Source organism: Tropicibacter naphthalenivorans (assembly GCF_900176475.1).
In the GTDB taxonomy this organism is placed as follows: Bacteria; Pseudomonadota; Alphaproteobacteria; order Rhodobacterales; family Rhodobacteraceae; genus Tropicibacter; species Tropicibacter naphthalenivorans.
In genome coordinates this window covers 15,939-40,805 of the sequence record NZ_FWXX01000018.1, presented here as the reverse complement: position 1 = coordinate 40,805, position 24,867 = coordinate 15,939, and the positions used below count along the sequence as shown (strand labels likewise).

The 24,867-nt window shown below is 63.7% G+C and carries 17 protein-coding genes; 11 read left to right on the top strand and 6 right to left on the bottom strand.

The annotated features are described in order from the left end of the window. Nucleotides 1-35 precede the first annotated feature (35 nt). Nucleotides 36-3,242: a glycosyltransferase family 4 protein gene (locus B9A11_RS20040; protein WP_058249500.1), complete on the bottom strand. Its 3,207-nt coding sequence runs from the start codon at nucleotides 3,240-3,242 to the stop codon at nucleotides 36-38. A 389-nt stretch (nucleotides 3,243-3,631) separates the two neighbouring features. On the opposite strand from B9A11_RS20040, the gene B9A11_RS22375 reads away from it, so the two are divergent. The 4 genes from B9A11_RS22375 to B9A11_RS20020 all read left to right on the top strand — a co-directional run bounded on the left by B9A11_RS22375 (nucleotide 3,632) and on the right by B9A11_RS20020 (nucleotide 8,743). Then, complete coding sequence (locus tag B9A11_RS22375) at nucleotides 3,632-5,638, top strand: calcium-binding protein (RefSeq protein ID WP_084662840.1); 2,007 nt, start codon at nucleotides 3,632-3,634, stop codon at nucleotides 5,636-5,638. Nucleotides 5,639-5,780: 142 nt separating this feature from the next. Then, on the top strand, nucleotides 5,781-7,229 hold the full coding sequence (locus tag B9A11_RS20030; protein ID WP_058249525.1) for a calcium-binding protein: 1,449 nt from the start codon (nucleotides 5,781-5,783) through the stop codon (nucleotides 7,227-7,229). 123 nt (nucleotides 7,230-7,352) lie between these two features. Further along, complete coding sequence (locus B9A11_RS20025) at nucleotides 7,353-8,453, top strand: DUF2793 domain-containing protein (protein WP_058249524.1); 1,101 nt, start codon at nucleotides 7,353-7,355, stop codon at nucleotides 8,451-8,453. Beyond that, a complete protein-coding gene (locus B9A11_RS20020) occupies nucleotides 8,453-8,743 on the top strand; it encodes a hypothetical protein (protein ID WP_058249523.1) in 291 nt (96 codons plus the stop codon). Before B9A11_RS20025 ends, B9A11_RS20020 begins: the two co-directional genes overlap by 1 nt. A 2-nt stretch (nucleotides 8,744-8,745) precedes the next feature. Here the strand turns inward: B9A11_RS20020 and glf are convergent, their stop codons facing one another. Further along, the gene (gene glf, locus B9A11_RS20015; RefSeq protein ID WP_234988916.1) at nucleotides 8,746-9,894 is read right to left on the bottom strand and encodes a UDP-galactopyranose mutase; all 1,149 of its coding nucleotides are present in this window, start codon (nucleotides 9,892-9,894) and stop codon (nucleotides 8,746-8,748) included. A 4-nt stretch (nucleotides 9,895-9,898) separates the two neighbouring features. Then, nucleotides 9,899-10,852, bottom strand: a complete 954-nt coding sequence (locus B9A11_RS20010; RefSeq protein ID WP_058249521.1) for an NAD-dependent epimerase/dehydratase family protein — start codon at nucleotides 10,850-10,852, stop codon at nucleotides 9,899-9,901. 167 nt (nucleotides 10,853-11,019) lie between these two features. Here B9A11_RS20010 and B9A11_RS20005 point away from each other — a divergent pair, with 167 nt between their 5' ends. From B9A11_RS20005 to B9A11_RS19985, 6 genes are all read left to right on the top strand, one after another. After that, nucleotides 11,020-13,533: a glycosyltransferase gene (locus tag B9A11_RS20005; RefSeq protein WP_058249520.1), complete on the top strand. Its 2,514-nt coding sequence runs from the start codon at nucleotides 11,020-11,022 to the stop codon at nucleotides 13,531-13,533. Further along, complete coding sequence (locus B9A11_RS21255; protein ID WP_058249519.1) at nucleotides 13,530-14,462, top strand: sulfotransferase family protein; 933 nt, start codon at nucleotides 13,530-13,532, stop codon at nucleotides 14,460-14,462. Before B9A11_RS20005 ends, B9A11_RS21255 begins: the two co-directional genes overlap by 4 nt. Further along, on the top strand, nucleotides 14,459-15,154 hold the full coding sequence (locus B9A11_RS21520; protein ID WP_058249518.1) for a sulfotransferase family protein: 696 nt from the start codon (nucleotides 14,459-14,461) through the stop codon (nucleotides 15,152-15,154). The genes B9A11_RS21255 and B9A11_RS21520 overlap by 4 nt, the downstream gene beginning before the upstream one ends. A 133-nt stretch (nucleotides 15,155-15,287) precedes the next feature. Next, nucleotides 15,288-16,451, top strand: coding sequence for an NAD-dependent epimerase/dehydratase family protein (locus B9A11_RS19995; RefSeq protein WP_058249517.1), 1,164 nt, complete (start codon nucleotides 15,288-15,290; stop codon nucleotides 16,449-16,451). Between the two features lie 226 nt (nucleotides 16,452-16,677). Further along, entirely contained in the window at nucleotides 16,678-17,454 is a 777-nt protein-coding gene (locus tag B9A11_RS19990; RefSeq protein WP_058249516.1) for a phosphoadenylyl-sulfate reductase, read from the top strand. Between the two features lie 65 nt (nucleotides 17,455-17,519). Further along, the gene (locus tag B9A11_RS19985) at nucleotides 17,520-19,181 is read left to right on the top strand and encodes a CAP domain-containing protein (protein ID WP_058249515.1); all 1,662 of its coding nucleotides are present in this window, start codon (nucleotides 17,520-17,522) and stop codon (nucleotides 19,179-19,181) included. A 39-nt stretch (nucleotides 19,182-19,220) separates the two neighbouring features. Here the strand turns inward: B9A11_RS19985 and B9A11_RS19980 are convergent, their stop codons facing one another. Together B9A11_RS19980 and B9A11_RS19975 are read right to left on the bottom strand one after the other, a co-directional pair. Then, nucleotides 19,221-20,216 carry a ParB/RepB/Spo0J family partition protein gene (locus B9A11_RS19980; RefSeq protein WP_058249514.1) on the bottom strand — a complete coding sequence of 332 codons (996 nt, stop codon included), beginning with the start codon at nucleotides 20,214-20,216 and terminating at the stop codon, nucleotides 19,221-19,223. A 69-nt stretch (nucleotides 20,217-20,285) separates the two neighbouring features. Continuing rightward, a complete protein-coding gene (locus B9A11_RS19975) occupies nucleotides 20,286-21,671 on the bottom strand; it encodes an AAA family ATPase (RefSeq protein ID WP_058249513.1) in 1,386 nt (461 codons plus the stop codon). 447 nt (nucleotides 21,672-22,118) lie between these two features. On the opposite strand from B9A11_RS19975, the gene B9A11_RS19970 reads away from it, so the two are divergent. Beyond that, entirely contained in the window at nucleotides 22,119-23,132 is a 1,014-nt protein-coding gene (locus tag B9A11_RS19970) for a replication initiator protein A (RefSeq protein ID WP_058249512.1), read from the top strand. Nucleotides 23,133-23,177: 45 nt separating this feature from the next. On the opposite strand, the gene B9A11_RS19965 is transcribed toward B9A11_RS19970, so the two are convergent. Continuing rightward, the gene (locus B9A11_RS19965; RefSeq protein ID WP_058249511.1) at nucleotides 23,178-24,743 is read right to left on the bottom strand and encodes a calcium-binding protein; all 1,566 of its coding nucleotides are present in this window, start codon (nucleotides 24,741-24,743) and stop codon (nucleotides 23,178-23,180) included. Between the last annotated feature and the right edge of the window lie 124 nt (nucleotides 24,744-24,867).

Here is a 24,867-nt window from a genome sequence, read left to right as displayed (position 1 = left end):
GGGCAAAGTCCTTTTGTCGTCATCTTTAAAACGTTTTAACGGGTGGTCTCTGGGGCTTGTTGCAGCGCGTCCCCGGCCTCAGGCACGATCAGCGCCCCATTGCGGACGGGGCTGCGGCTTTCCCAGACGACCAGCGACAGCGCGCCCGCCTCGAGAAAGTCCTGCCCCACCGGGATGCGAAAACCGTGGTTTTCCAGACCCGGCGTGCGCCGCCCCAGCGCGGGCATATGCGTATCAGCCGTGACCATGAAAATCGGCACCCCGTCCCGCAGCACCGCCACATGCAGGGTGCGCTCGGGGTCGGTGCGGTCCCACGCCCAGCCGATCAACCAGCCGTTGTGCGCCCAGGCCTCGGCGGACTTGGCCGGGTTCAGGAAAGAGCGGATGTCGCCCTGATCCGAGGGCGCCGCGCCGGCATGTTTGTCGATCAAGGCGCTCGACCGGCTGCGCAGGCTTTGACGTTCCAGCCCGGCGCGGCCGGTGACTTGGGCCAGCGACAGCAGGTCGTCCAGATCGGTGCCCTTGTCCAGATCGGCCTTTTTCAGCGGCTTGGGCCGGGTCTCTTGCGGGGCCGGGTCAGAGCCTGTCATGGCCAAAAGCGCATCGATATCGGTGCTTTCGCTGGGCTGAGAGGTGGCCCCTGCGGCGTCGAGCACCGCCTGGGCCTGCGCGCCAAGCGCCGCTTCGATGCGGGCTGCTTCGCGTTGGCGGGCGATGATCTCTTGCAGCGCGCCCTTGGTCAGGATCGGGTTGCGAGCCGCCAGCGCAAAGGTGTTCTCGGAGATCTTGTTGATCCGCAGGAACTGGTTGCGCAGCTTGTGGTCGTTTTCATACAAGCCCCAGCTGATCGGATAAGAGGTGCCGACCTCCCACGCTGCGGGCAGCTCGTAACTGGAAAGGGTGACATGGTTCTCATCCTCGGGCGCGCCGTGGCTTTCGACCAGCGCGATGGTTTGCGCGGTATCGCGCAGCGACAGGCGGCGATCGCCTGCCCCGCGCGCATACAGCCACAGCGTATTGCTTGCCTCGTCCAGCGCCACGATCAGCGCGCGTTTCGACGGCTGGGTGATGTCGGTGCGGTTCCAGTCGACGGGCATCAGCCACAGCGGCTCTTCTTCGTCGCGGCCGCCATCGCGCAGCACTTTGTCGCCCAAGGCACCGCCCGAGCTGCGCACGTGGTGCAGCGCCGCGAGGGTGATTTTCCGCTGGGACAGAGACGATTTGTCGATCAAGGGCTTGGCCTTGAGGTAGGCGTAGACCGTGTCATCGGCCAACTCGCGCGCCTCGTCAAAGGCTTGCGGCCAGCTGAGCAATTCCTCGGGGTAGACCAGCAGATCGTCGGGCCCGGCTTCCACCGCGCGGGTGACGTATTCGTGCAGGATGCCCTGACGCACGTCATAGGGTTCAAAGGAGCCGATCCGCTCGTAGGTCTCGGTGCGCATGGCGAACAGCTCGGGGCCATAGGCGCGCGAGCTTAGGAAATGGCTCGCCACATCGCCGCCCATGGGCATCCCCAGCACGTCGTCCTGCGCCTCGAAGAAGGTGGTGAACAGACAGCCCGGGCGGTGGGTCAGCGCGGCGCGCGCGGCGGCGAAAAAGCCGGGCCGGGGCAGGGTGCCCGCGCCATGGGCAATCACCAGCGCATCCTCGCCATGGGCGCGCGCCAGCATGTTCAGCGCATCCCCCGCCGCCTGACCGATACAATCGAGCGTTACAGTCTCTATTCCGTGGGAACGCAGCGCATCTTCGGCGGTCTGGACGTCGGCGCGCAGGGCCGCTTCGGTAAAGCCCAGCACCACGCGGTCGGGGGCCTCGGCGCGCAACGCCGCGACCAGATCGGCCAGGGAATCGCCGCGGCGCACCAGCACCGCGAAAGAGATGGTTTTGACCGGCGTGCCCGGATGATCCATCCCGGCGGTGATCTGGGTGATGGCCTCGCGCCGGCCCAGCTGCGCAATCCGCTCGCCCACATGGGCGTGGAACCCGTACCAGACGCGCAGGTTTTCATCGTTGGAAAAGCTGGAATGCGCGATGGGTTGCCCCTCTTCCAGAGCGCGCTGAAGCTGGTCGGCCAGCGCCGTCGCCTTCGGCGCCACCAGACAGCGGTCGTGGTCGATGGGGTCGATCAGCTCGGGCGTGCCGCCCACGGCCGTCGCGATAAAGGGAATGTTGTTTTCCAGCGTCTCGTACACCGCCATGGTCGAGTTCTCGATCAAGGACGGCATCACCGCGATCATGTCGCGCGAACACATGTGGGACAGCGCCTCGGGCTGGTTCTTGTCGGTGATGTACTCGACCGGGAAATCCCAGTTCTCGGCCTTGGCGTTCAGGTAGTCTTCGACCTTCATGCCGCCTTGGGTGGCCAGCGGCGCGCCCCATTTGCCCATAAAGGTCATCCGAGACGGCGCGACCCCGCGTTCCTTGAGGATGTCGAGCGCGTTGCACATCAGCTCCACGCCCTTGCGCCCTTCGAGGCGGCCGAAAAAGATCACTTCCTGGGTGTGCATCACCTCGCCCGGGCCACGCGGCTGGCGTTGATCGGTGACGATCACCTTGGAGAAGTCGACGATGTTGGGCTGCACAAAGACGTTGGTGCCGGGCACCTTGTAGCCGATCTGCTCCATGAAGGTGATCAGATGGGCGCTGCCGCCGATCACCGCATCGGCCAGTTCGACACATTTCTGTTCGGCATAGGCGGCCAGCACCAGCTCGCGCCGCTCAATCGGCTGCATCTGGTAATGGCGGTTCCAGATGTGCGGCGACGAGGTTTTGACCAGAAACAGGGTCTCTTGGAACGCCAGACCCAGCCGTTTGGCCATAAGCGCATAGACCATGCCGCCGCGCCATTCCGAGGTGTGCACCACGTCGAACGTCTCTTGATCGCGCAGCCATTGATAGGCGGCGGCAAAGCGTTCCTGCCATTCGGTGGCCGCCGACCAGATCGGGCGCTCTGGCACCTGCAGGTAATGCAGCGTCACGCCGAACTCGGCAAAGTGTTGCACCCAATGCTCGGGCGTTTCGTCCTGCACCACCGGACCCTTGAGGAACAGCACATGCACGTCGTGGCCATGCGCGGCCAGCCCCTTGGACAGGTGATAATAGGTCGAGGCAATGCCGCCATTGCGCACCGGACCGATGATTTCCTCGGTCACGATGCAAACCCTCAGACGATGATCGGCGGTTGAAAGCCCCACCGTGTCAATGGCGGGAAAGGTCTTCACGTCGAAATCGTCTAATTGCATTCCGGTCTCCGGTTGCAGCCACGGGGGGCGCAAGTCTTGTCGTTATGCCGAGGCTGACACGCTCTCGCGGTGGCTGCAAGGGCGCAAACAAATCTCCTTTGGCAGGAAACTGCCTTGCCCCGAGATCCTTAACAATGTGTTAAAATTCGTTAACGCCACGATGAAATCTTGAGCTTGTAGATCCTGTGACAAAGATCACGAGGCTTGCCACAATTTTTGCACATTTCGCGAAAAACCCTCTATAATCCATGCGCAAGAGACGCTTTGTTGCGCAGGCGGAGATTGAGCAGCCAGAATGCACACCGTTTTTCCGACGGGACACAAGGGTAAACGTCGCTGATTTCCAGACGCTCCCCGCGCCCCGCCGCAGTCTTTGAAAGAGATCTGATATGCCAGTACCAACCCCTTTGGACGATATCCTGATTGGCACCCCCTTGGACGACGTGATCGAGCTGCTGGAAGGTGACGACATCTTTCAGGCGCTGGACGGCGATGACAGCGTTTCGGGCGATGCCGGGAACGACAATCTGACCGGCGGCACGGGGTATGACACGCTGCTGGGCGGCGCGGGCGAAGACACGCTGTACGGCCAAGCCGGCAATGACCTGCTCGAAGCGGGCGAGGACGACGACTTTTTGTCCGGTGGGGCGGGCCATGACAGCCTGCGCGGCGGCGCGGGTCAGGACGCCATGTACGGCAACGAAGGCCGCGACGAGATGTGCGGCGACGATGGCGACGATCTGCTGATGGCGGGCGACGATCATGACGTGGCCTGGGGCGGCAATGGCAACGACAGCATTTTCGGCGGCGACGGCAACGACACGCTGGGCGGCAACGCGGGCGACGACCTGATCCTGGGCGAGTTCGGCCATGACAGTCTCTATGGTGGCGACGGGAATGACACCATCGACGCGGGCAACGGGCACGACCGGGTCTATGGCGGCGCGGGCGACGACTGGCTCAAGGGCAGCTGGGGCTCGGATCACATCATGGGCGGCGAAGGGCACGACCGGATGCTGGGCGGCACGGGGCTGGACACGCTCTATGGCGGGACGGGCAACGACTCGCTCTTTGGCGACAGCAACGAAGACAGCCTGTCCGGCGGCGCGGGCAATGATTTCCTCAACGGCGGCGCAGGGGATGACACCGTGCTGGGCGGCGCGGGCAATGACCGCGGCCTTGGGGCCAACGGCAATGACCTGCTGCTGGGGGATGACGGCGACGACACGCTGATCGGCGGGCAGGGTGACGACACCGTGCGCGGCGGCACCGGCGCAGACCGGGTGATCGGCGGCTCTGGCCATGACACCGTGTCGGGGGGCGACGGCGATGACCGCGCCTTTGGCAACTCTGGAAATGACCTGCTTTTGGGCGGTTTGGGCAATGATAGTCTCTATGGCGGGATCGGCGACGACACGCTGGTGGCCAATGAGGGCGACGACCAGCTGCACGGCGGCGCGGGCGCGGATCTGTTCCGCATCACCGGCGGGGCGGACAACTGCATTCAGGATTTCGACCCCGAGATGGACGTGCTGAGCCTGTTTGGCCAAGGCGAAGTCACCCTGACCCAGGACGGCGCGCATCTGCTGGTTTCGGCGGCCTCTGGCGTCGCGGTTCTGGTCAAGAACACCGACATGGGCGACCTGATCCTTGGCGGCAACCTTGTGGCCGATAGCCTCTATGATCCGCCCAGCGGGCCGACCGAAGGCGACGACGACCTGACCGGCACGCCGCTGGACGACGTGATCGACGGGCTTGGCGGCAATGACACGATGTCGGGCGGCGACGGCGAAGACAGCCTGATCGGTGGGCTGGGCGACGACCTTATCTTTGGCGAGGCGCATAACGACACGCTCAGCGGCGGGGCCGGGGCCGATACCCTGGACGGCGGCACGGAAAACGACGTGCTCTATGGCGAAGACGGCGCTGACAGCTTGATCGGCGGAGAAGGCGAAGACAGCCTCGACGGCGGTCTGGGCAATGACACGCTCGAAGGCGGCGTTGGCGCGGATACGCTGTTCGGCGGCGAGGGCGACGATTCCCTGTCTGGCGGCGACACCGAAGACGCGCTGTTTGGCGATGAAGGCAACGACACGCTGGACGGCGGCGTCGGCGGCGACGTTCTGACCGGGGGCGCGGGCGACGATCTGCTGACCGGCGGCGATGACGCGGACACCTTTGTCTTTGCGCCCGGCGGCGGCATCGACACGATCACCGACTATGAGGACGGTCTGGACCAGTTCGACCTGACCGGCTTTGGGATCATCTCTTCGATCACCGTGAGCCTATCTGGCACCGGGGTGACGCTCAGCACCTTGGGCGAGACCTTTGCCTATGTCGAAGATATCGGCGTCGGGGCCTTCGACCTAAGCGACTTTATCGCGGACTTCGACTGACGCGGCATAAGCTTTGTTATGGTAAGAGCCGCGCGCCGGGAACCTTGGCGCGCGGCTTTTTCAAGCCGGACAGAGACGGTTTTCTTTGCACGTCAAAGGTTTAAACTACCCCGGTCTGTTCATCTTATAGTGAGTCGCGCCCATGAGTGCTTTGCTTTTGTTGTCCCTGCTGTTCGGTATGCCCTTTGTCATGGCCGGGATGGACACCTCGACGGGCAGTGACGACACCGAGACAGAGCCGGAACCCCAAGACAGCCTGATCGGCACCGACGGGGATGACACCATCGACGGCACCGAGGGCGATGATCTTATTCAGGCGCTTGGCGGCTTTGACATGGCCTTTGGCAATGGCGGGAACGACACCGTTCTGGGCGGCGCCGATGATGACCTTCTGGGCGGCGGCGAGGGCGACGATCAGGTCGATGGCGAGGATGGCTGGGACACCGTCTATGGCTGGACCGGCGATGATACCCTTGATGGCGGGGCGGACCAAGATCTGCTGTATGGCGATGACGGCGACGATCTGCTGTCGGGCGGCACGGGGAACGACACGCTCTACGGGGATGACGGGATCGACACGCTGCTGGGCGGCGACGGGGACGACCTGATGTATGATGCCAGCACCGCCTTTGACGATGGCCCCTATCACAGCGTGATGGACGGCGGCGCGGGCGATGACACGCTGTCTGCCCTTGGGGCCAGCACGCTGACCGGCGGCACGGGGGCGGATGTGCTCCGCTGGGAAAGCGTGCCGGGCGCGGGCCCGCTGGTGATCACCGACTTTGACCCCGCCGAGGACAGGCTTGATCTGGCGATCACGGTCGAGCCGGGCGAGACAGGCACCCTAAGCCTGACCGACTGGGACAACGGGCTTGGCGCGGATCTGTACCTTGGGGACACGCTGATGGCGCAGATCACCGGCGCGCAGGGTCTGAGCATCGACGATCTGGGCGTGACGCTGCTGCTGCAAGAAGACGGCGGCGACATGAGCTATACCGACGGCGACAGTGGCGTCACGATCCTTGGGAACTATGACGACAACACCATCAACGGTGGGGGCGGCGACGACCGGATCACCGTCGGCGAAAGCCTCTTTTATACCGCCACCTATCAGGACGGCGAGAACCTCGCGCAGGGGGGGGATGGCAACGATACGCTGATCGGCACCGGCGGCACAGAGTACAACTACACGCTGGGCGACGAAGATTTTTACGAGATGGACATCCATATCGACACGCTCGAGGGCGGTGCGGGCGATGATGTGCTCTTGTCGGTGAATCGCAACGTGATGACCGGCGGCACCGGGGCCGATACCTTTGGCCTGATCCACGAAGAGGCCGACGGCGAGCTGGGCTTTGAGGCGGCGGTCATCACCGACTTTGACCCCACTGAGGATCAGATCGCGGTGCAGGTCGGCCCGGTGGGCAACTACGCCGAGGTGACAAGCATCACCATCGAAGTCTGGGAAGACGGCCTCGGCGCCAATGTGCTGGTCGACGGGATGGTCGCCGCCGAGGTTGCGGGCGGGCAGGATTTGCAGGTCTCGGACATCGTGCAGGTGCAATGGCTGGGCGATCTGCTCGCCGCTTAACGGCGGTCACAGCTCGGTTCATCTTTCGTTAACCTTGCTTGCCAGCGCACGGTGGTCCCACCGCGCGTTAACCCCGGCCCGATACCCCATCGCTAAACCCCTGTTTGCGATGGAGCCGCCCTCATGTCCGATCTCTCTGCCCGGCTGTCCCTGCCCTATCTTGCGCCGTCCCAGGCGCAAAAGCACGTCACCCACAACGAAGCGCTGCAAATGCTCGATGCGCTGGTCCAGAGCGGGATCACCGAATTCGGCTCTAACACACCGCCACTCACGGCAACAGACGGCGCGATCTATGCGCTTGGCGCGGTGCCCACCGGCGAGTGGGCGGGACAGGCGGGCAAGCTGGCGCTGCGCGTGCCGAACGCCTGGATCTTTATCACGCCGCAGCCGGGCTGGCGGGCGTGGGACTTGGGCAACTCGCGGCTGATGGTCTTTGAGAACGATCTGTGGGGGCCGGTGCTGCCCGATCTGGACAACCTCGACGGGGTCGGTATCGGCACCAGCCATGACACCACCAACCGCCTTGCGGTCGCCGCCCCCGCCACCCTACTCACCCACGAAGGCGCGGGCCATCAGGTCAAGGTGAACAAGGCCGCCAGCGGCGATACCGCATCGCTTCTGTTCCAGACCAACTGGAGCGGGCGCGCGGAAATGGGCCTGAACGGGGACGATGACTTTGGCATCAAGGTCAGCGACGGCAGCACCTGGACCGAGGCGCTGAAGTTCGACGCCGCCACTGGCATCGCGCAGGGCGCGGCCATCCAGCAAAGCGCCACCGACGCGACGCCGGGCCGCCTGATGCGTGCCGATTACGGCTATGGGCCGGCGACGCTTCTGGGCGCGGTCAGCCAATCGGGCGGCACCCCCACCGGCGCTGTGATCGAGCGCGGCAGCAACGCCAACGGCAGCTATGTCCGCTGGGCCGACGGCACGCAGCTGTGCCTGAAAAAGGATTTCACCATCACCGCCGCCACCGCCGTGGTCTGCTACGAAGGCTGGACCTATCCGGCGGCCTTTGTCGAAGAGCCTGATTTCGTCGACATCAGCCTGTCGCTGAATTCCGCCGACTGGAGCAACGCCGGCCTGCGCGACGACGTCTCGACCACCGGGGTGATCGGCACGCTGACCGCCAGCCTCGCCAACCTTGGGTTCTATTCCTCGGCGGGCGCAGTGACCGTCACCGTCACCAATTGCCGCTGCATGGCCATCGGTCGGTGGTTCTGATGCGGCTGATCCTGTCGCCCACCCGCTCTGACGCCAAGCTGCGGCTGAAACGCCAAGGCGACAGCCTGATCGTCAATGGCAAGGCGCATGACTTTGCCGATCTGGCCATCGGGCAAAGCCGCCCTGCGGCGGGCTTGGGCGACTGGTGCGCCGCCGATCCCTACCGCGATGCGGATGGCACATTGGTGCTGACAGTGCGCCTGCCGCATGGGGCCAAGGCCAGCAAAAAGCGGCTCTATCCCAGCCCAATCGAGGTGACCAAGGACGGCGCGATCCGCCTGCCCCGATAGACCTACAGCACAGACGACAAGAAGGCGGGCATGGACCCGCCTTTTTCACGCGCCTCCAAAAAGGCGGCGGCGGCGTCCAAGGCTTCGCGGATGCACACATCCATATCGAGATAGCGATAGGTGCCAAGCCGCCCCACGAACGTCACGCCGCTCAACGCTTCGGCGGCGCGCACGTAATCGGACAGCAGCGCTTTTTCATCCACCAGACGGATCGGGTAATAGGGCGTGTCACCGTCGGCGGCGAGACGCGAATACTCGCGGCTGACCAGCGTCGCCTCATGGCTTTCCCACGGCGCGAAGTGCTTGTGCTCGGTGATGCGCGTCCAAGGCGTGTCCACATCACCATAGTTCATCACCGGACAGCCCTGGAAATCGCCCTGCCCGCGCAGGTGTTCGAAATCAAGCGTCCGGTACCCCAGCCGCCCCAGCTTCATCCCGAAGTACGCGTCCAAGGGGCCGGACCAGAACAGCTGTGCGCCGCTGGGAACCTGCGCCGGATCCAGCGGCGTCGACAGATGCACGGTAATGCCGGGGTGATCCAGCATCGCCGCGACCATCGGCGTGTAGCCGTCCTCGGGCATCCCCTGGAACGGGTGGTTGAAATAGCTGTCCTCGTAGGAAAACCGCAGCGGCAAACGCTTGAGGATCGAGGCCGGCAGATCGCGCGGCGAGCGCCCCCATTGTTTCTCTGTATAACCGCGAAAGAAGGCTTCATACAGCTCGCGCCCGATCATCGCCAGCGCCTGCTCTTCGAAATTGGCGGGCTCGGGGATGGACACCGCGCGGTCGGCCACAAAGGCGCGCGCCTGCGCAGGGGTCAGCGCCTGGCCAAAGAACTGATTGATCGTCGCCAGCGTGACTGGCATCGGGTAGACCTTGCCGCCCACCGTGGTCCAGACCCGGTGGCGATAGCTGTGAAAGCGCGTAAAGCGGTTCACGTAATCCCAGACCTGCGTATCGCCGGTGTGAAAGATATGCGGGCCGTAGTGATGCAGCATCACCCCGGTTTCCTCGTCGCGGGCGGTATAGCAGTTGCCCGCCACGTGATCGCGCGCCTCATAGACCTCGACGCGGTGGCCCGCTTCGGCCAACTCGCGCGCAATCACCGCACCTGACAGACCGGCACCGGCAACGAAAACAGTCTCTGTCACGGCCTTATCCTGCGTAATAGGCGTGGGTCGCCCGGATGCCATCCACCAAGGATGTGCGGTTCTCACCCAGCAGAACCGCCACATCGTCGGCATTGGCGATCACGTCGCGCGGCTCTGTTTTCAGCAGCTCTTCGGCGGGGACCTTGGTGTAGTTCAGCGACTTGCCCGAGGCCTCTTCGATCGCGGCCACCACATCCATCAGCGAGGTCGAGACCCCGGCCCCGATCATGTTGACCTTGTTCCAGTCCTCGCCCGCACGCACCCGGCGGGCTTGCTCGGCAATAGCGCGGCCCACATCCCCGGAAAAAATGAAATCGCGGCTCTGCTTGCCGTCCCCGTTGATGAACACATCGCCGTCTTCGATGATGGCACGGGTAAAGGCGTGGATCGCGCTTTTCTTCTTGTCGGAATAGACGCCGTAGACGTTGGTCATGCGAATGACGCTAAAGGTGCCGCCGCGCAGTTCCACCAGCTTTTCAAGGATCATCTCTTCGGCGGCCTTGGTCGCGCCGTAAAAGTTCTTGGGGCAATAGGCGCTGTCGGTGCGCACCTCGAAGGTGCCGTCAAACAGCGCCCCCGCGGTGGAAATCAGCAGGAAGTGGTCACCTTCACGCACGTTCTTCATCACGAAATCGGAGGGGGCGGTGATGTTCGCCTCGATGAAATCAAGCGGGCGGTCCTTGGATTCGGCCACCCGCGTCTCACCGGCGAGAAAGACAAAAATCCGCCCCCCGGTGTCTTCGATCTCTTCCAGAAAGCTGCCTGCGCCCTCTTCCTCGTAGCCCCCCTGATAGGACGGCACGTCCAGCGCCTCATAGCCTGGGGCTGCGTTGGACAGGTTGTCGATGACCGCAGGGGCCAGACCTTCGAAGGCGTCGTTTGTCCGAATGGCTTCAAGAATGTTCCGCCCGACGAAACCGAAACCGCCCACAAGTACCAAGGCCGATGAATTCTTCATAGCTGTCTGTCCCATGATCTGCATGTCGCTGACCTCTGGATAGCGAGGTAAGCGGGGGAATTCAAATCGCCTTAAACGGGCACCAAGCGGGATTGCCGCGTTGAAGACAGCCTGTTTTTATTGCAAGCAGTTTGCGACCGGTTTGAAACCAGAAAAGGCAGCAGTCGTTGAAGACAGGGACAGACCTGAGCGTAATCCTGACCGCCCACGATGAAACGCTGGTCAGCGGGCCGACGCTGGCGGCGGCGGATGCGGCGATTGCCTTGGCCGAGGCCGATGGCATCACCGTCGAGCGGATCATCACGCTGGACAATGCGACCCCTCAAACCAGAGCCTATTTCACCCAAGATCGCCTGTCCCACTGGACCAAGATCGACGCGCAAGAGGGCGATCTGGGCCGGGTGCGCAACCATATCGTGCCGCAGACACGCGGGCGCTATATCGCCTTTCTGGATGCGGATGACCTGTTTTCGGAAAACTGGCTGCGCGACGGGGTGCGGCGGCTGCGGGCGCTGGACAAGCAGGGCTACCGCGCCATTGCCCACCCCGAGCTGAACTGGCTGTTCGACGGCGCGCAGGCGGTGTTTCTGAAACCCGACCAGGACGACCCGCTGTTTTTGCCGCAGCATTTCTATTTCATGAACTACTATGACAGCCTGTGCATGGCCCCGCGCGAGGCGCATCTGGAACACCCCTATGTGCACCGCGACATTCCCGCCGGGCTCAGCTTTCAGGACTGGCAGTTTTCCATTGAAACCATGGCGGCGGGCTGGCGGCATGTGAATGCGCCGGACACCATCATCTTTAAACGCCGCCGCGACGAAAGCCTTGTGTCCCAAAGCCGCGCGCGCCGGGCCTTGGTGCGCTTTCAGGACGCCATGCGCATCGACCGGGTGACGGATCTGGCGCAGGTGGCGCCCCCGCGCCCCGGCCTGATCGCGCGGCTGTTCCCCCCCGCCGAAGCAGAGCCAGAGCAGCCCCCTGCCCCGGCCCCCGTGCCGCACTATGGGCCGGTCTTTGAGGCCCGCATCGAACGGGCGCAGGCCAAGCGCGGAAAAGTGCCCGATGACAGTCTCTATGACACCGTAAAAGCCGAATTCGACCACGCCTTTTACCTGTCGCAAAACCCCGATATCCGCGCCCTCGAAGAGGTCGATCCGGTGGCCCATTACCTGCGCGCAGGCTGGCGCGAGGGGCGCGATCCGGCGCCGTGGTTTGGCACCCGCGCCTATCTGACCCGCTACCCCGAGGTGGCCGAAAGCGGCGAGAACCCCTTTGTCCATTACCTGACCACCGGGCGCGAGGCGGGCAATCTCGCCGCGCCCTTTACCGGCTTGCGCGATCTGGCGGACGCCTACGGTCTGCCCCCGCTCGAGGCCGAAGCCGCTTGGCGCGACCGCTATGAAGAGCTGCGCAGGCGGCTGGAACGCGGCGCTTTGGGGCAAGAGGTCCGCAAGGTGGCGCGCTTTGAGCCCTTGGTCGAACAGGGCTGGGCCGAGGCGCTGGCGGTCAAGGTGCCACCCTTTCACAACGATCAGATCAGCTCTCGGACTGGGGCGATGTTGCGCCTGCAAAAGGCGGCCGCCCACACCCCTGCGCGCTTTGTCATCTGCGTGAACCGGGCGCGGTTTGGCGGCGCGCGGCGGGTCGAAGGCCATCTGGCCCACGCGCTGGCCGCCGAGCATGGCCCGGACGCGGTGCTTGTGATCACCACCGACCAACCCGGCGCGCTGCCTGCGTCGAAACTGCCCCAAGGCGTGCGGCATGTGGACTTTGCCGATCTGGCGCCCCTGCTGCGGGGCGACCCGCGCCAGCGCGTTCTGGCCGAGTTCCTGCGCAGCCTTGCGCCCGAGGCGGTGTTCAACATCAACTCGCGGCTGATGTGGGATATGCTGACGCCTTACGGCACGGCTTTGAGCGCGTCTATGCGGCTCTATGCTTGCCTGCTTTGCAATGAACAGACCGATATGGGGCACGCCACGGGCTATCCGCTGCGGCGCTTTTACCGGCACTTTGACCAGCTGTCCGGGGTGATGACCGACAGCGATTTCCTGACGGCAGAGCTCTGCGCGCGGCACATGCTGCCAGAGACGGACGCCGCCCACGTGGTCACGGTGCCCAACCCCGTTGACCCAGGCATCCCCGTGGCCCCGCGCCCCACAAGCAACGCCCGCCCGCAGATCTTTTGGGCCGGGCGGCTGGATGCGCAAAAGCGGGTGGATCTGGCCTTGGGCATTGCCCGCGCCCTGCCCGAGGCCGATTTCCGCATCTGGGGAGAGACCGTCATGGGCGGTGCCCCCCTGCCCCCGCTGCCGGACAACGTCACGCTGGAGGGCCGCTATGACCGCTTTGCCGATCTGCCGCTGCAAGAGTGTGACACGTGGCTGTATACCTCGGGCTGGGACGGGGTGCCGATGATGCTGCTCGAAGTGGCAATGACCGGCGTGCCCTTGGTCGGCTCGGACGTGGGCGGCACTGGCGAGGTGCTGCGGGACGGGCTGGCGCGCAAACTGCCGCCCGAAGCCACGCCAGAGGCATGGGCCGAGGCACTCCGCGCGGTGCTGGCTGCCCCCGATGAAGCGCGAAAACAGGCTCTGACCTTGCGCGAAACGCTGATGTCTGAGCGGGATGCGCGCGCCTATCGCGCCGCCCTTCACCGCCTGCTGGAGAGCAAACCATGACCCGCCTGCCCTCTTTCGTCGTGCTGGGTCAGGGCAAGGCCGGCACCTCGCTGATCTACCGCGTGCTGGAGCGCAACCCGGCCATCGGCCTGTCCCAGCCCAAGGAGCTGCACTATTTCTCGGGCCAATTCGCCAAGGGGCCGGATTGGTACGCGCAGCACTTTGCCCATATCGACGATGGCGCCATGGTGGGCGAGGTCTCGCCCTCTTATCTGGCACCGCACCCCGTGCGCCGCATCGCCGAGCATCTGGGCCGGGATACAAAGGTGATCTTTGTCCTGCGTCGCCCGATCGAACGGGCCTACTCGCGCTATCTGCAAAACATCTGCGCCAAGGAAGAGCCGGGCGGGTTTTGGGGCAAGGTCGAAAAGCTTGATGAGTTCCTCGCCCAGACCGAAGAGGCCATCGCCCGCTGTTACGATCTGTTCGGGGCAGACAACGTGCTGCCGATGATGTTCGAACGCGACATCGCCACCGAGGCCCCCGGCTTTGAGGCGCGCATTCTGTCGTTCCTTGGCCTGCCGCCCGAGGAATACGGCGCCCCCTTGCTGCAAGGCGGGCGGGTGAACCCCGGCGTGATGCCCCGCTACCTTTATGCGCAGGACAAGGCGACCATCCTGCGCCACGCGCAACAACGCTATATCGTGCCGAAACAGAGCCTGATGTTCTGCGCGCAGGAACGCAATTCGCGGATCATGCGCAACCCCGCGCCCCAGGATGTGGCCGAGGCCATGGCCCGCCAATCCAGCTGGACCACCCAAGTGACCAAGGCCGATTACGCCGCGCTGCAAACCCGCGCCGTGCTGCCCGCCGCAGACCGGCTCGAGGCGCGCTTTGGGCTGGATCTGTCCCACTGGCGCTGCGCCCCGCGGCAGATCGTCTATGCCCCGTCCATGCCGCCAGAGCGGTTCCGAAAGGATCTGACGTGACCAAACAGCGTACCACCCTGCCCCGCACCCTGCTGGCCCGGTCCGTGCATGTGGCCCGGCGGCTGGGGATCGTCTACATCAACAACCCCAAAGTGGCGTCTTCGACGATCAAGCTGGCCTTGCAGCGCGCCGAGATGGGCGATCCGGACTGGACCCCCGAAACCTCTGTGCATGATCGCAAGGCCACCGCCCTGCTGACCTACCCCGAGCTGAGCGTCGAAGACGCCCCCGCCGCGCTACGCGGGCGCTATGTGTTCAGCTTTGTGCGCAACCCCTACGTGCGCCTGCAATCGGCCTATATGAACAAGATCGTCTGGAACCATGCCCAGGGGCGGCTGCGCGAGGCGGCCGGCTTTGCCGCCGACACCTGCCCCAGCTTTGAAGATTTCGTGCTGGCGATCTGCGCCCAGCCCGATGCGCAGCACAATCCGCACTGGCGTTTGCAGGCAATCAACCTGTCCATGGACACGATTGCCTATGATTTCATCGGCAGGCTCGAAGATTTCGCCATGGATTGGGCCTGGATGGCCGGTCGGCTGGATCTGCCCTTTCGCCCAGAGCGCGCGGGAAAAGGCACCGGCCAGCAGTATAAGGAACAGCTTTGCTTTACCCCCGAAATGCAAGCCGCTGTTCTGGATAAATATTTACCTGATTTTAACCATTTTGGATACGCCCCCGACTCGCTGGGCTAGAGTGGCGACTTCTTGCCTCAGCGGCGACAATACACGCGACAGAAGAGCCTTTTGAGGGTTTTTCTTCTCCTTGAAAGCGGTCATAGCTTGGGCAAGACTAGGAACACTCAACGATCTGACAGGTAGAAGACCCATGAAAGTGATTATTCTCGGCGGCGACGGTTTCTGTGGCTGGCCCAATGCGCTGTATCTTTCTCGCCGCGGGCACGACGTAACGATTGTCGACAACCTGTCGCGCCGGAATATCGATATCGAGCTCGAAGTCGACAGCCTGACCCCGATCCGCCCCATCGGCGAGCGCATCCGCGTCTGGAAAGAGCTGACCGGCAACGAGATCAAGTATCACAACTTTACCGTGGGCGAGCATTACCACCGCCTGCTGACGCTGATCCAGGATGAAAAGCCCGACGCGATCATCCACTTTGCCGAACAGCGCGCCGCGCCCTACTCGATGAAGTCCAGCGCCCACAAGCGTTACACCGTGTCCAACAACCTCAACGCCACCAACGACGTGCTGGCGGCGATCGTCGAAAGCGGTCAGGACGTGCACCTGATCCACCTCGGCACCATGGGCGTTTACGGCTATGGCACCGCGGGCATGAAGATCCCCGAGGGGTACCTCAAGGTCAAGATCGAGACGCCCGAGGGCGAAACAGAGACTGAAATCCTGTATCCGACCAACCCCGGCTCGATCTACCACATGACCAAGTCGCAAGATCAGCTGCTGTTCGCGTTCTACAACAAGAACGACCAGGTCAAGGTCACCGACCTGCACCAGGGCATTGTCTGGGGCACGCAGACCGAAGAGACCAAGATGGACGAGCGTCTGATCAACCGTTTCGACTATGACGGCGATTACGGCACCGTTCTGAACCGCTTTATCATGCAGGCCGCCGTCGATTATCCGATGACCGTGCATGGCACCGGCGGCCAGACGCGTGCGTTCATCCACATTCAGGACACCTGCCGCTGCATCGAACTGGCGCTGAACAACCCGCCGGAAAAGGGCGAGCGCGTGAACATCCTCAACCAGATGACCGAAACCCACCGGGTGCGCGATCTGGCCGAGATGATCCACAGCATGATGGGCGCCGAAGTGGCCTATGTGGACAACCCGCGCAACGAAGCCGCCGAAAACGAGCTGCACGTGGCCAACGACCGCTTCCTTGGTCTGGGTCTGGAACCGATCAAGCTGGAAAGCGCCGAGGGCATCCTGCAAGAGGTCAAGGACATCGCGCAGAAATACGCCGAGCGCTGCGACAAGACAAAGATCCCCTGCATTTCCAAGTGGAAATAAGATGGGTCTTTTGACCCTCTGATCTGGACAACGAGCCTCGCCTTTCGGCGGGGCTTTTTTCTTGGGGCGCGTTCTGAAACCCATGCGACATTCAGAATTTGTTAACGAAATCAAGGGAATCGCGGAAAATTCGGGCAAAAGGCTGCTGATTTCACCTGCACGGCGCCGCTAGGCTTGCGCGAAAGAAAGGCACAGCTATAACGGGAATCAAGCACAGGAGACGTCCATGCGAGATACCTCTGCCCCGGTCCCCGGCCCGACCTATGAGACCAACCAACGGCTTGATCTGCGCGACCGCGCGGCGGGTCTTGGGCTGCGTTACAAGGGGCAGGCGGCGCAGGATGTCCTCGCCGGTGTCATCCGTCACGACTTTGCCGGCAAGATCGGGCTTGTGTCCTCCTTCGGGACCGAGGCCGCGGTGCTGCTGCATATGGTCAGCCGGATCGATCCCTATGTTCCGGTGATCTTTCTCGACACGGGCAAGCATTTTGCCGAAACGCTGGATTACCGCGAACGGCTGATTGCGCAGCTGGGGCTGTGCAATACGCAGCGGGTGCATCCCTCGCCCGCCGGGGTGGCCGCCGATGATCCCACCGGCGCGCTGCATGGCACAAACCCCGACCTGTGCTGCCACGTGCGCAAGACCCTGCCCATGCTGGCGGCCCTGCGCAGTCTTGGCTGTTGGATCACCGGGCGCAAGCGCGGGCAGGCCAGCACGCGGGCAGAGCTGCCCTTGTTCGAAACGCAGGACCGCTGGATCAAGGTGAACCCCTTGCGCGACTGGACCGCCGAGGACGTCAGCGATTATTTCGCCCAGCACGATCTGCCGCAACATCCCCTGATGGCCCAAGGCTATCTGTCGATCGGCTGCGCGCCCTGCACCCGCGCCGTCAAACCGGGCGAAGACCCGCGCGCCGGGCGTTGGGCCGACAGCGGCAAGACCGAATGCGGCATCCACTTTGAGAACGGCAAACTTGTGCGCAAAGGTCCTCAAAGCGGCTGACAGATGCCACGCCATGGCCGTAAACTCGGCTCTACCTAGCGTCATCGCCACAGGGAGGAGCCCCCATGATCACCACCGCAGAGCAGCAGTTGATGCTGGAACTGATCAACCGCGCCCGCGCCAATCCGGCGGGCGAGTTCGATCAGCTGATCCTGGATGCCAATAGCGGAACGACCGTTGCGGCCAATATCACTTCGGCGGTGACTTACTTTGGCGTCGACCTTGATGCCTTTGCGGACCAGTTGGCGGGGCTGCCCTCGGTGGCGCCTTTGGCGTGGAACTCTGCCTTGGCGCAATCGGCGGACACCCACACCGATCTGATGATCGCGCAGGACGAACAGTCGCATAACCTGGCCGGAGAGGCGTCCTTGCTGAACCGGATGCTGAATGCCGGCTACGAGGATCTGCGGCAGGTGGCCGAGAATATCTATGCCTATGCGGAGGATCCTTTGTATGCGCACGCGGGCTTTTACATCGACTGGGGCTATGACGCGGTCGACATCAGCGGCGGCACTCTGGTCAGCAACTGGCAAAGCACCGGCGACGGCATTCAGGACAATCCCGGCCACCGCAACAGCATCCTGAGCGCCACCTACACCGAAGTGGGCCTGTCCTGGACCCAAGACAGCGATCCCAGCACCGAGGTCGGCCCTTTCCTAACCACCCAGCATTTTGGCACCACATGGAGCTACGCGCCCAAGCTGCTGGGCGTGGTGATCGACGATGCGGACGGCGACGCCTTTTATGATGTGGGCGAAGGCCTTGGCGGCGTCACCGTTCAGGCGGTGGGCAGCGCGGGCACCTTTACCACCACCAGCTGGGCGGCGGGCGGTTACCAGATGGCGCTGCCGGACGGGGTCTATACGGTGACCTTTTCGGGCGGCGCGCTGCTGGGCGAGGTCACGCAAAGCGTCACCATCTCGGGCGAGAACGCCAAGCTGGACGCCCGCGCGCAGGACGCAGTGATCCTGACCGGGCAGACCCTGACGGGGGGCGATACGGATGATGTGCTCAGCGGCGGGCTGGGCAATGACACCGCTGATGCGGGGCGCGGCAATGACCTGCTGGATATGGGCGAGGGCGCTGACAACGTCTGGGCCGATGGCGGCGACGATACGGTCTATGGCGGCGCGGGCAACGACACGATCCGCGGCGGACGGGAAAGCGATCTGCTGTATGGCGACGCAGGCGATGACAGCATCGTCGGCCAGCGCAACGCCGATACCCTCCATGGCGGCGAAGGGGCCGATACGCTCAAGGGCGGCGGCGGCTCTGACCTGATGTCGGGTGAGGCGGGCGACGATTTCCTCAAGGGCGGCACCTACCGCGACACGGTTCTGGGCGGGGACGGGAACGACACGCTGGTGGGCAACCGCCACGACGACAGCCTGTCCGGTGGCGCGGGGGCCGACGATCTGAACGGTGGTGGCAACAACGATACGCTGATCGGCGGGGCGGATGACGACACGCTCAAGGGCGGCGCGGGGGCGGATGTCTTTGTCTTCGACCTTGATCACGGGGCCGACGTGATCCGGGATTTCGACCTGACCGAGGACCGGCTGGCGCTGACCTATTCCTTGATGGGCGGGCAAAGCGTGACCGACATCCTTGGCGCGGCAAGCATCAGCGCCACCGGGGTGCAGATCGACTTTGGCGCGGGCGATACGATCCTGTTCGAAGGGCTGTCCGGCACCATTGGGCTGGACGGGGCGATCGACTTGATCTGACGCCCCTGCCCTGTTGCGAAATCTTTCGCGCGCGAAAGGTCAGCCTTGCGCCTCCAGCCACGCCTTGAGCCGGTCCACCAGATCGGGCGTCAGACCCTTGCCGCTCAGCTCCAGCTTGCCCTTGGATTGCGACAGGGTCACGCCGCCAATTTCGACCCTATCCCGGCCTTTAGGCTCTGATTTTGCCGCCGTCTTGGCGGGCTTGTCCGCCGCGCTCAGAGCCTGCGTAAGACAGGTGGTTTCCTCTTCGGCGCTTTGCGGATCGGCGGCCTCTAGCGCTGCGCGCAGGGCCCCAGCGGCCTCAGCGTCCTCATCCAGACGCTTGGCCAGGGCCAGCCCCAGCCGCTCGGAAATCGCCGAGGGAAAGCGCACCACGCCATCCAGCGCCCGCACCACCGTGAGGAAGGATTTGATCTTGGACCGGCGCGCATAGGACGAGGCGGCAAACAGCCCCTGAAGCGCCGCCTTTTCCGTTTCGAACACGCCCGCTTCGAGCGCCTTCAGCACGATGCGCGCGCGCTCGTAATGGCTCAGATCGGCGCGGATCTCGTTTTCCTCGACCATGGCAACATAGGCGGCGGGGTCATCCTGCGGACGCCGCAAGAGGGCCTGCACCTGCCCGAACTCCCCCGTCTCGGCGTGCAAGCGGCGCAAAGCGGACAGACGCCGCCAGCCGGAAATCAAGCCGTACCGCCCCTGCCCCAGCTCGACCACCTCGATGGGGGTTTGCTGGCCGCGGGCGCGCAGGCTGTCGATCAGGCTTTGCATGGCCTCGTCGTCTTGGACTACGCGGTCGCGGACCAAATGCTCGGCCTCAACCTGATCCAAGGGCAGCGACAGCACCAGCCGCCCGTCATTGCGGGCCTTGTCCCATTCGTCGCGCATCTCGCCTAGGGCAGACACGGCAGCGGCTTCGCCCGCGACTTGCGCAATGGGCGGGCGCATGGGTGCGGCAGCCGGGGCAGGGGAAGCAGAGCTCATATCCGCGCCCAGCCCAAGCCCCTGCGCCGGGGACAATCGTTTACGTTTGGCCATCTCACATCCTCCGGGTTTGGGCAGGAATAGGGTCTATTTGAGCGGCAAAGCTTTCGCGCGCGAAAGGTATCATTCCGCCGCCTCCTGCCGCTGCAACTCCTCGCGGCGCCACACGCCGATCAGCAACCGCTTGAAGGCCGCATAGGTCGCGTCAAAGGTCTGGCGGCCACGGGCGTAGGTCTCGCGGTTGAAGTCGCGGTAGTCGGCCTCGTAGATGCCGCTCACCTGCTCACCGGCCTGACCGATCAGCGCGGTGAAATCCTGCCGGTGGGGCGACAGGGTTGGGCCAAGGTAGCTTTGCATCAAGGCGGCCATCTCGGCCTGCTGCGCGCCATCATAGCGCGTGATCAGCGCGCGCACCGCGTCCCATTCAAAGGCCATGCCTTCGCGCCCCAGCGCCCGCGCCGCCATGGTTTCCGCCTCTTCGATGCTGGCAAAAGTCGAATGCAGCATGTCAAAGAACCGCCCCGTGGAGTCGAACTCCAGGAAGGACGCGCCAAGCGGCACCAACAGCAGGTCCGCCGCCGACAGCCCGTTGATCGTCAGATAGCCAAGGGCAGGGGGGGTATCGAGGAAGATCAGGTCGTATTGATCAAGGATGCCGTCCTCTTCGAGGCCATCGAGCAGCGCATCCCACAGCTTCCAGCCGCGCCCCTGCATCCGCCAGACGGGGATCTGGAACTCGGCCCAGTAGAGGTTCAGCTGCGCGCCGATCAGGTCGATGTTCGGCCAATGGGTCGATTGGATCAGGTCCTGCGCCTTGGTGTCCAGCGCCTCGGTCAGGGTCTCATCCAGCGCGATGGGGTCGCTGCCCCGGTCGGCGCGGGCGCGGTTCTCGGCCTGAAGATGGCGGGCGTAGTGGCGCGCCAGCAGCGGAAAGACCGTGCCCCATTCGTCATCCACCTTGCCGCCGAAAATCGAGGTCATGGAGCCTTGGGAATCGAGATCGAGCACCAAGACCTTGTAGCCGTCGAGCGCCGCGCTCATGGCCAGATGCGCCGCCGTCGAGGTCTTGCCCACGCCGCCCTTGAAGTTCGCCACGGCAACCAGTTTCGCGGCCAGACCTTCGGGGCGGTAGGGGCGGTACTCCTTGGCCTTGGAGCCTTTGGTGCCGAAATGGGCGCGCAAGATCAGTACCTCGTCAAAGGTGAACCACTTGGCGCTGCCTTCCGAGGTGGAACTGCCCTGCGGCAACTCGGGGTTCTCGCGCAGCACCCGGCGGAAGTGGGCCGGGGCCACGGGGATCAGGTAGCGGGTGATTTCCCAAGTGGAGAATTTGCGCAGCGTTTTGGTGCCGCTCTCATCCATTCCGCGCCCGGCAAGGTCGGTGCGCCCGCGCCCGCAGGCCGCCGCGATGGCAGCAAAATCGGCACTGCCTGATGGCGCGCCAAGCTCGGCCAAAGCCTGATCGGGGTCGATGTTGAAATAGGGGGGGAGGGGGATATCATTGCCCATCTGCCCGTGTCCTTCCGCCTGATGTTATGCTTTTTCCTCAATATGCACGAAAAGGCGATACATGAAAGAGAAACCGTCACATCAGGTGATTTTCCTAGCAAATTCCGAGGGTTGATTCGGGCGCTTTGGGGGAAAAGGCGCGCTGCGGCTGGCGCCTTGGCTGGCTTGTTGCGTGTTAATTCTGGTTAGAGTCATGTTAAGGAAAAACGCTTGATCACCAAGCCTATGATTTTACAGGATGAATCGAGCCATTTTTACACACACCCGACTCTGAAACCACGCTCAGGCGATTCCGAAACCCCGACAAAGCGACTCTGAACCCCCGACGCGGTTGTCCCCAAGTCTGGACGGCGCGTGTGGATAACTTTAGGATGGGTGTCACTAAAACCACGATGGAAAGAGCCACAGGCAAAACGGCCGCCATCGCATGATAAAGGGGCCGGAGCAGTGGCCGAATTGACAGCGGGCGGGCTTGATCCTGTCCGGCATCCGACGGCGGATTTCTTTGTGTGCGACATCTTTGATGCGGCGCCCAAGGACGATATGGCCAGCATGGAACACCCGATGTTCAGCCTGTCCACCCGGCCCGACCGGCGCATCCTGGAATACGAACACAATGGCACCGCGATCACCGTGACCCCATCGGTCAAGGGGCTGGCGACGATCCACGACAAGGACATCCTGATCTTTTGCATCAGCCAGCTGATGGCGGGGATCAATGCCGGGCTGGCGGTCAGCCGCACCTTGCATCTGCGCGCCCATGACCTGCTGGTGGCGACCAACCGCGAGACCAGCGGCGACAGCTACCGGCGTCTGCGCGAAGCCTTTGAGCGGCTGGCAGGCACGCGCGTCACCACCAACTTTGAAACCGGCGGGAAGGAAGTGACCACCGGTTTTGGTCTGATCGAGAACTGGCAGATCGTGCGCGCCTCGCGCGGGGGCAAGATGGTGTCCGTGGCGGTGACCCTGTCGGAATGGCTGTTCCGCGCGGTGCTGTCGAAATCGGTGCTGACGCTGAGCCGCGATTATTTTCGCCTGCGCAAACCGCTGGAACGGCGCATCTACGAGCTGGCGCGCAAGCACTGCGGGCGGCAGACGGTTTGGGAAATCTCGATCGACACATTGCTGAAGAAGTCGGGCTCTGGCTCGCCCCGGCGGGTGTTTCGCAAGATGATCCGCGACATGATCGCCGCTGACCATCTGCCCGATTACCACCTCGCCGAGATCCCCGGTGACAAGCTGCAAGTGACGCCGCGCGCCGGAATGGTGATGCCGCTGGACGCGCCGCCCCCGGTGTCGGACAGCGCCCTTGAACAGGCGCGCGCGCTGGCCCCCGGACTGGACGTCTACGCCCTGCTGGCCGAATGGCACGGCGTCTGGCGGCGCACTGGCAAACAGACACTTCGCAGCCCGGACAAGGCCTTTGTCGGCTGGGTGCTTAAACGCGAAAACAGTCTCTAACGGCTGGGTTAGAGACTGTTTCACGACCTTTCGCACGCGAAAGATTTACAGTCCGGAGGAGGTTTGCGTGGCAGCAATCAGCGCGTCAATGTCGCTGAGCCCTTCAAGCAGCAGGTGCTCTCCGGTGTCAAAGCTCAGCGCGATCCCGGCGTTCGTGACCTGCGCGACCGAGGCCACGGCTTCGGCATCCGCCCAGCCAAAGAGGTTGTAGAGGATCAACAGGTCTTCGGCGGTGTCGAAGTCGGCGATGGTGTCCTGCCCGCCGTCCAAGGCGAACATGAACACATCGGCCCCGGAGCCGCCCTTGAGCCAATCGTTGCCCTCCTGGCCAAACAGGAAATCATCGTCGCCGCCGGCGTTCAGGCTGTCATCCCCCGCGCCGCCATAGAGCGAGTCGTTGTGACGGTTGCCGATCAGCGTGTCGTCGCCGTTGTCACCAAAGATCAGGTCCTGATAGGTGCCGCCCTTGAGGAAATCATCACCGTCATTGCCGTACAGACGGTCCTGCCCACCGCCGCCCTTGAGCGTATCGGCCCCATCGCCACCGCTGAGCGTGTCGCCGTCGCGCTGCCCCACAAGGCTGTCGTCGCCGCTGCCGCCATCAAGGTAATCGCTTCCGCGCCCGCCGCGCAGCGTGTCGTTGCCCGACCCACCGAGGACAAGATCATCGCCACCATCGGCCCAGATCGCGTCGTCGCCGCCAAGGCCGATGATCTCATCGTTGCCGCGCCCGGCGTCAAAGGTATCATGGCCCATATTGCCCGTCAGCGTGTCGTCGGCGTCATTGCTGCCCAGCAGCGTCTGGCCGGGGACGATATCGGCCACTGCTACTGTGCCATCGCTAAAGACGATCTGTTCCACGTCGATCAGAAGATCGGTGCCATGGGGGCTGGTGACCTCGACGCCGCCGCTGACTACGGTGAAGCTCGCCTGCGCTTGCTCAAGCGGGCTTTGGCTGCCAGAGGCGCCCTGATAGCTCATGTAAAAGGTGTCGACGCCGCCATTGCCGAGAAAGGTGTCATCGCCCATCTGGCCTTCGAACCCTTCATCGCGATGCGAACCCGTGACGATATCGTTGAAATAGCCGCCGCGGATGTTCAGCTGCCCGCCTTGGTCATCCACATAGAGCGCCTCGTTCGCGGTATCGATGTCCACCGTGCCGTCGCGGTAGACTTGGTTGTCCAGCAGGTCGACGCGGATGCCCGTGGTGCCCTCGTAAAAGGACAACCACAGATCGCCATACAGCATCAGCTCATAGCGGTCTTGGCCTTCCCAGCCGACGACCTCCCAATCGGCGCCTTTGGGGACGATCAGCGTAAAGATGTCGTCCTGCGGGGTGCCCCACAGCTGCAAGGCATTGTCGCCAAGGATCACTGCGTCAGTAAACTCTGCGCCGCTGATCTGGCCGTCGCCGTTGTGCCCGTTAAAGGCAAAGGTCAGCCCAGAGGTCAGGCCGCTGGTTTGCGAATAATAGACATAGGCGGTGCTGCCCGCCGTCATGTCCGACAGCAGGATAATGTCATCGCCAAGGGTGCCGGGGATCCATGCCTCGACGTCGCTGGACAGGGCGGTGAGCGTGTCGTTGCCGGGGGTGCCGATGTAATCTGCCATTCTGGTCTTTCAGGGTTTGATGCGATTTGGCGTCACGGTAGAAAAGCGCACGCCCTGCGGCAACCCCAAAGAAAAAGCCGGGCAGGGGGCCCGGCTTGGTCACTTGGTCTTGGGGGTTTTGGTC

Excerpts from the sequence above, each read along its gene's own strand:
- B9A11_RS20040 (WP_058249500.1), bottom strand. The coding sequence starts at position 3,242 with ATGCAATTAGACGATTTCGACGTGAAGACCTTTCCCGCCATTGACACG.
- B9A11_RS22375 (WP_084662840.1), top strand. The coding sequence starts at position 3,632 with ATGCCAGTACCAACCCCTTTGGACGATATCCTGATTGGCACCCCCTTG.
- B9A11_RS20030 (WP_058249525.1), top strand. The coding sequence starts at position 5,781 with ATGAGTGCTTTGCTTTTGTTGTCCCTGCTGTTCGGTATGCCCTTTGTC.
- B9A11_RS20025 (WP_058249524.1), top strand. The coding sequence starts at position 7,353 with ATGTCCGATCTCTCTGCCCGGCTGTCCCTGCCCTATCTTGCGCCGTCC.
- B9A11_RS20020 (WP_058249523.1), top strand. The coding sequence starts at position 8,453 with ATGCGGCTGATCCTGTCGCCCACCCGCTCTGACGCCAAGCTGCGGCTG.
- B9A11_RS20010 (WP_058249521.1), bottom strand. The coding sequence starts at position 10,852 with ATGAAGAATTCATCGGCCTTGGTACTTGTGGGCGGTTTCGGTTTCGTC.
- B9A11_RS21255 (WP_058249519.1), top strand. The coding sequence starts at position 13,530 with ATGACCCGCCTGCCCTCTTTCGTCGTGCTGGGTCAGGGCAAGGCCGGC.
- B9A11_RS19995 (WP_058249517.1), top strand. The coding sequence starts at position 15,288 with ATGAAAGTGATTATTCTCGGCGGCGACGGTTTCTGTGGCTGGCCCAAT.
- B9A11_RS19990 (WP_058249516.1), top strand. The coding sequence starts at position 16,678 with ATGCGAGATACCTCTGCCCCGGTCCCCGGCCCGACCTATGAGACCAAC.
- B9A11_RS19985 (WP_058249515.1), top strand. The coding sequence starts at position 17,520 with ATGATCACCACCGCAGAGCAGCAGTTGATGCTGGAACTGATCAACCGC.
- B9A11_RS19980 (WP_058249514.1), bottom strand. The coding sequence starts at position 20,216 with ATGGCCAAACGTAAACGATTGTCCCCGGCGCAGGGGCTTGGGCTGGGC.
- B9A11_RS19975 (WP_058249513.1), bottom strand. The coding sequence starts at position 21,671 with ATGGGCAATGATATCCCCCTCCCCCCCTATTTCAACATCGACCCCGAT.
- B9A11_RS19965 (WP_058249511.1), bottom strand. The coding sequence starts at position 24,743 with ATGGCAGATTACATCGGCACCCCCGGCAACGACACGCTCACCGCCCTG.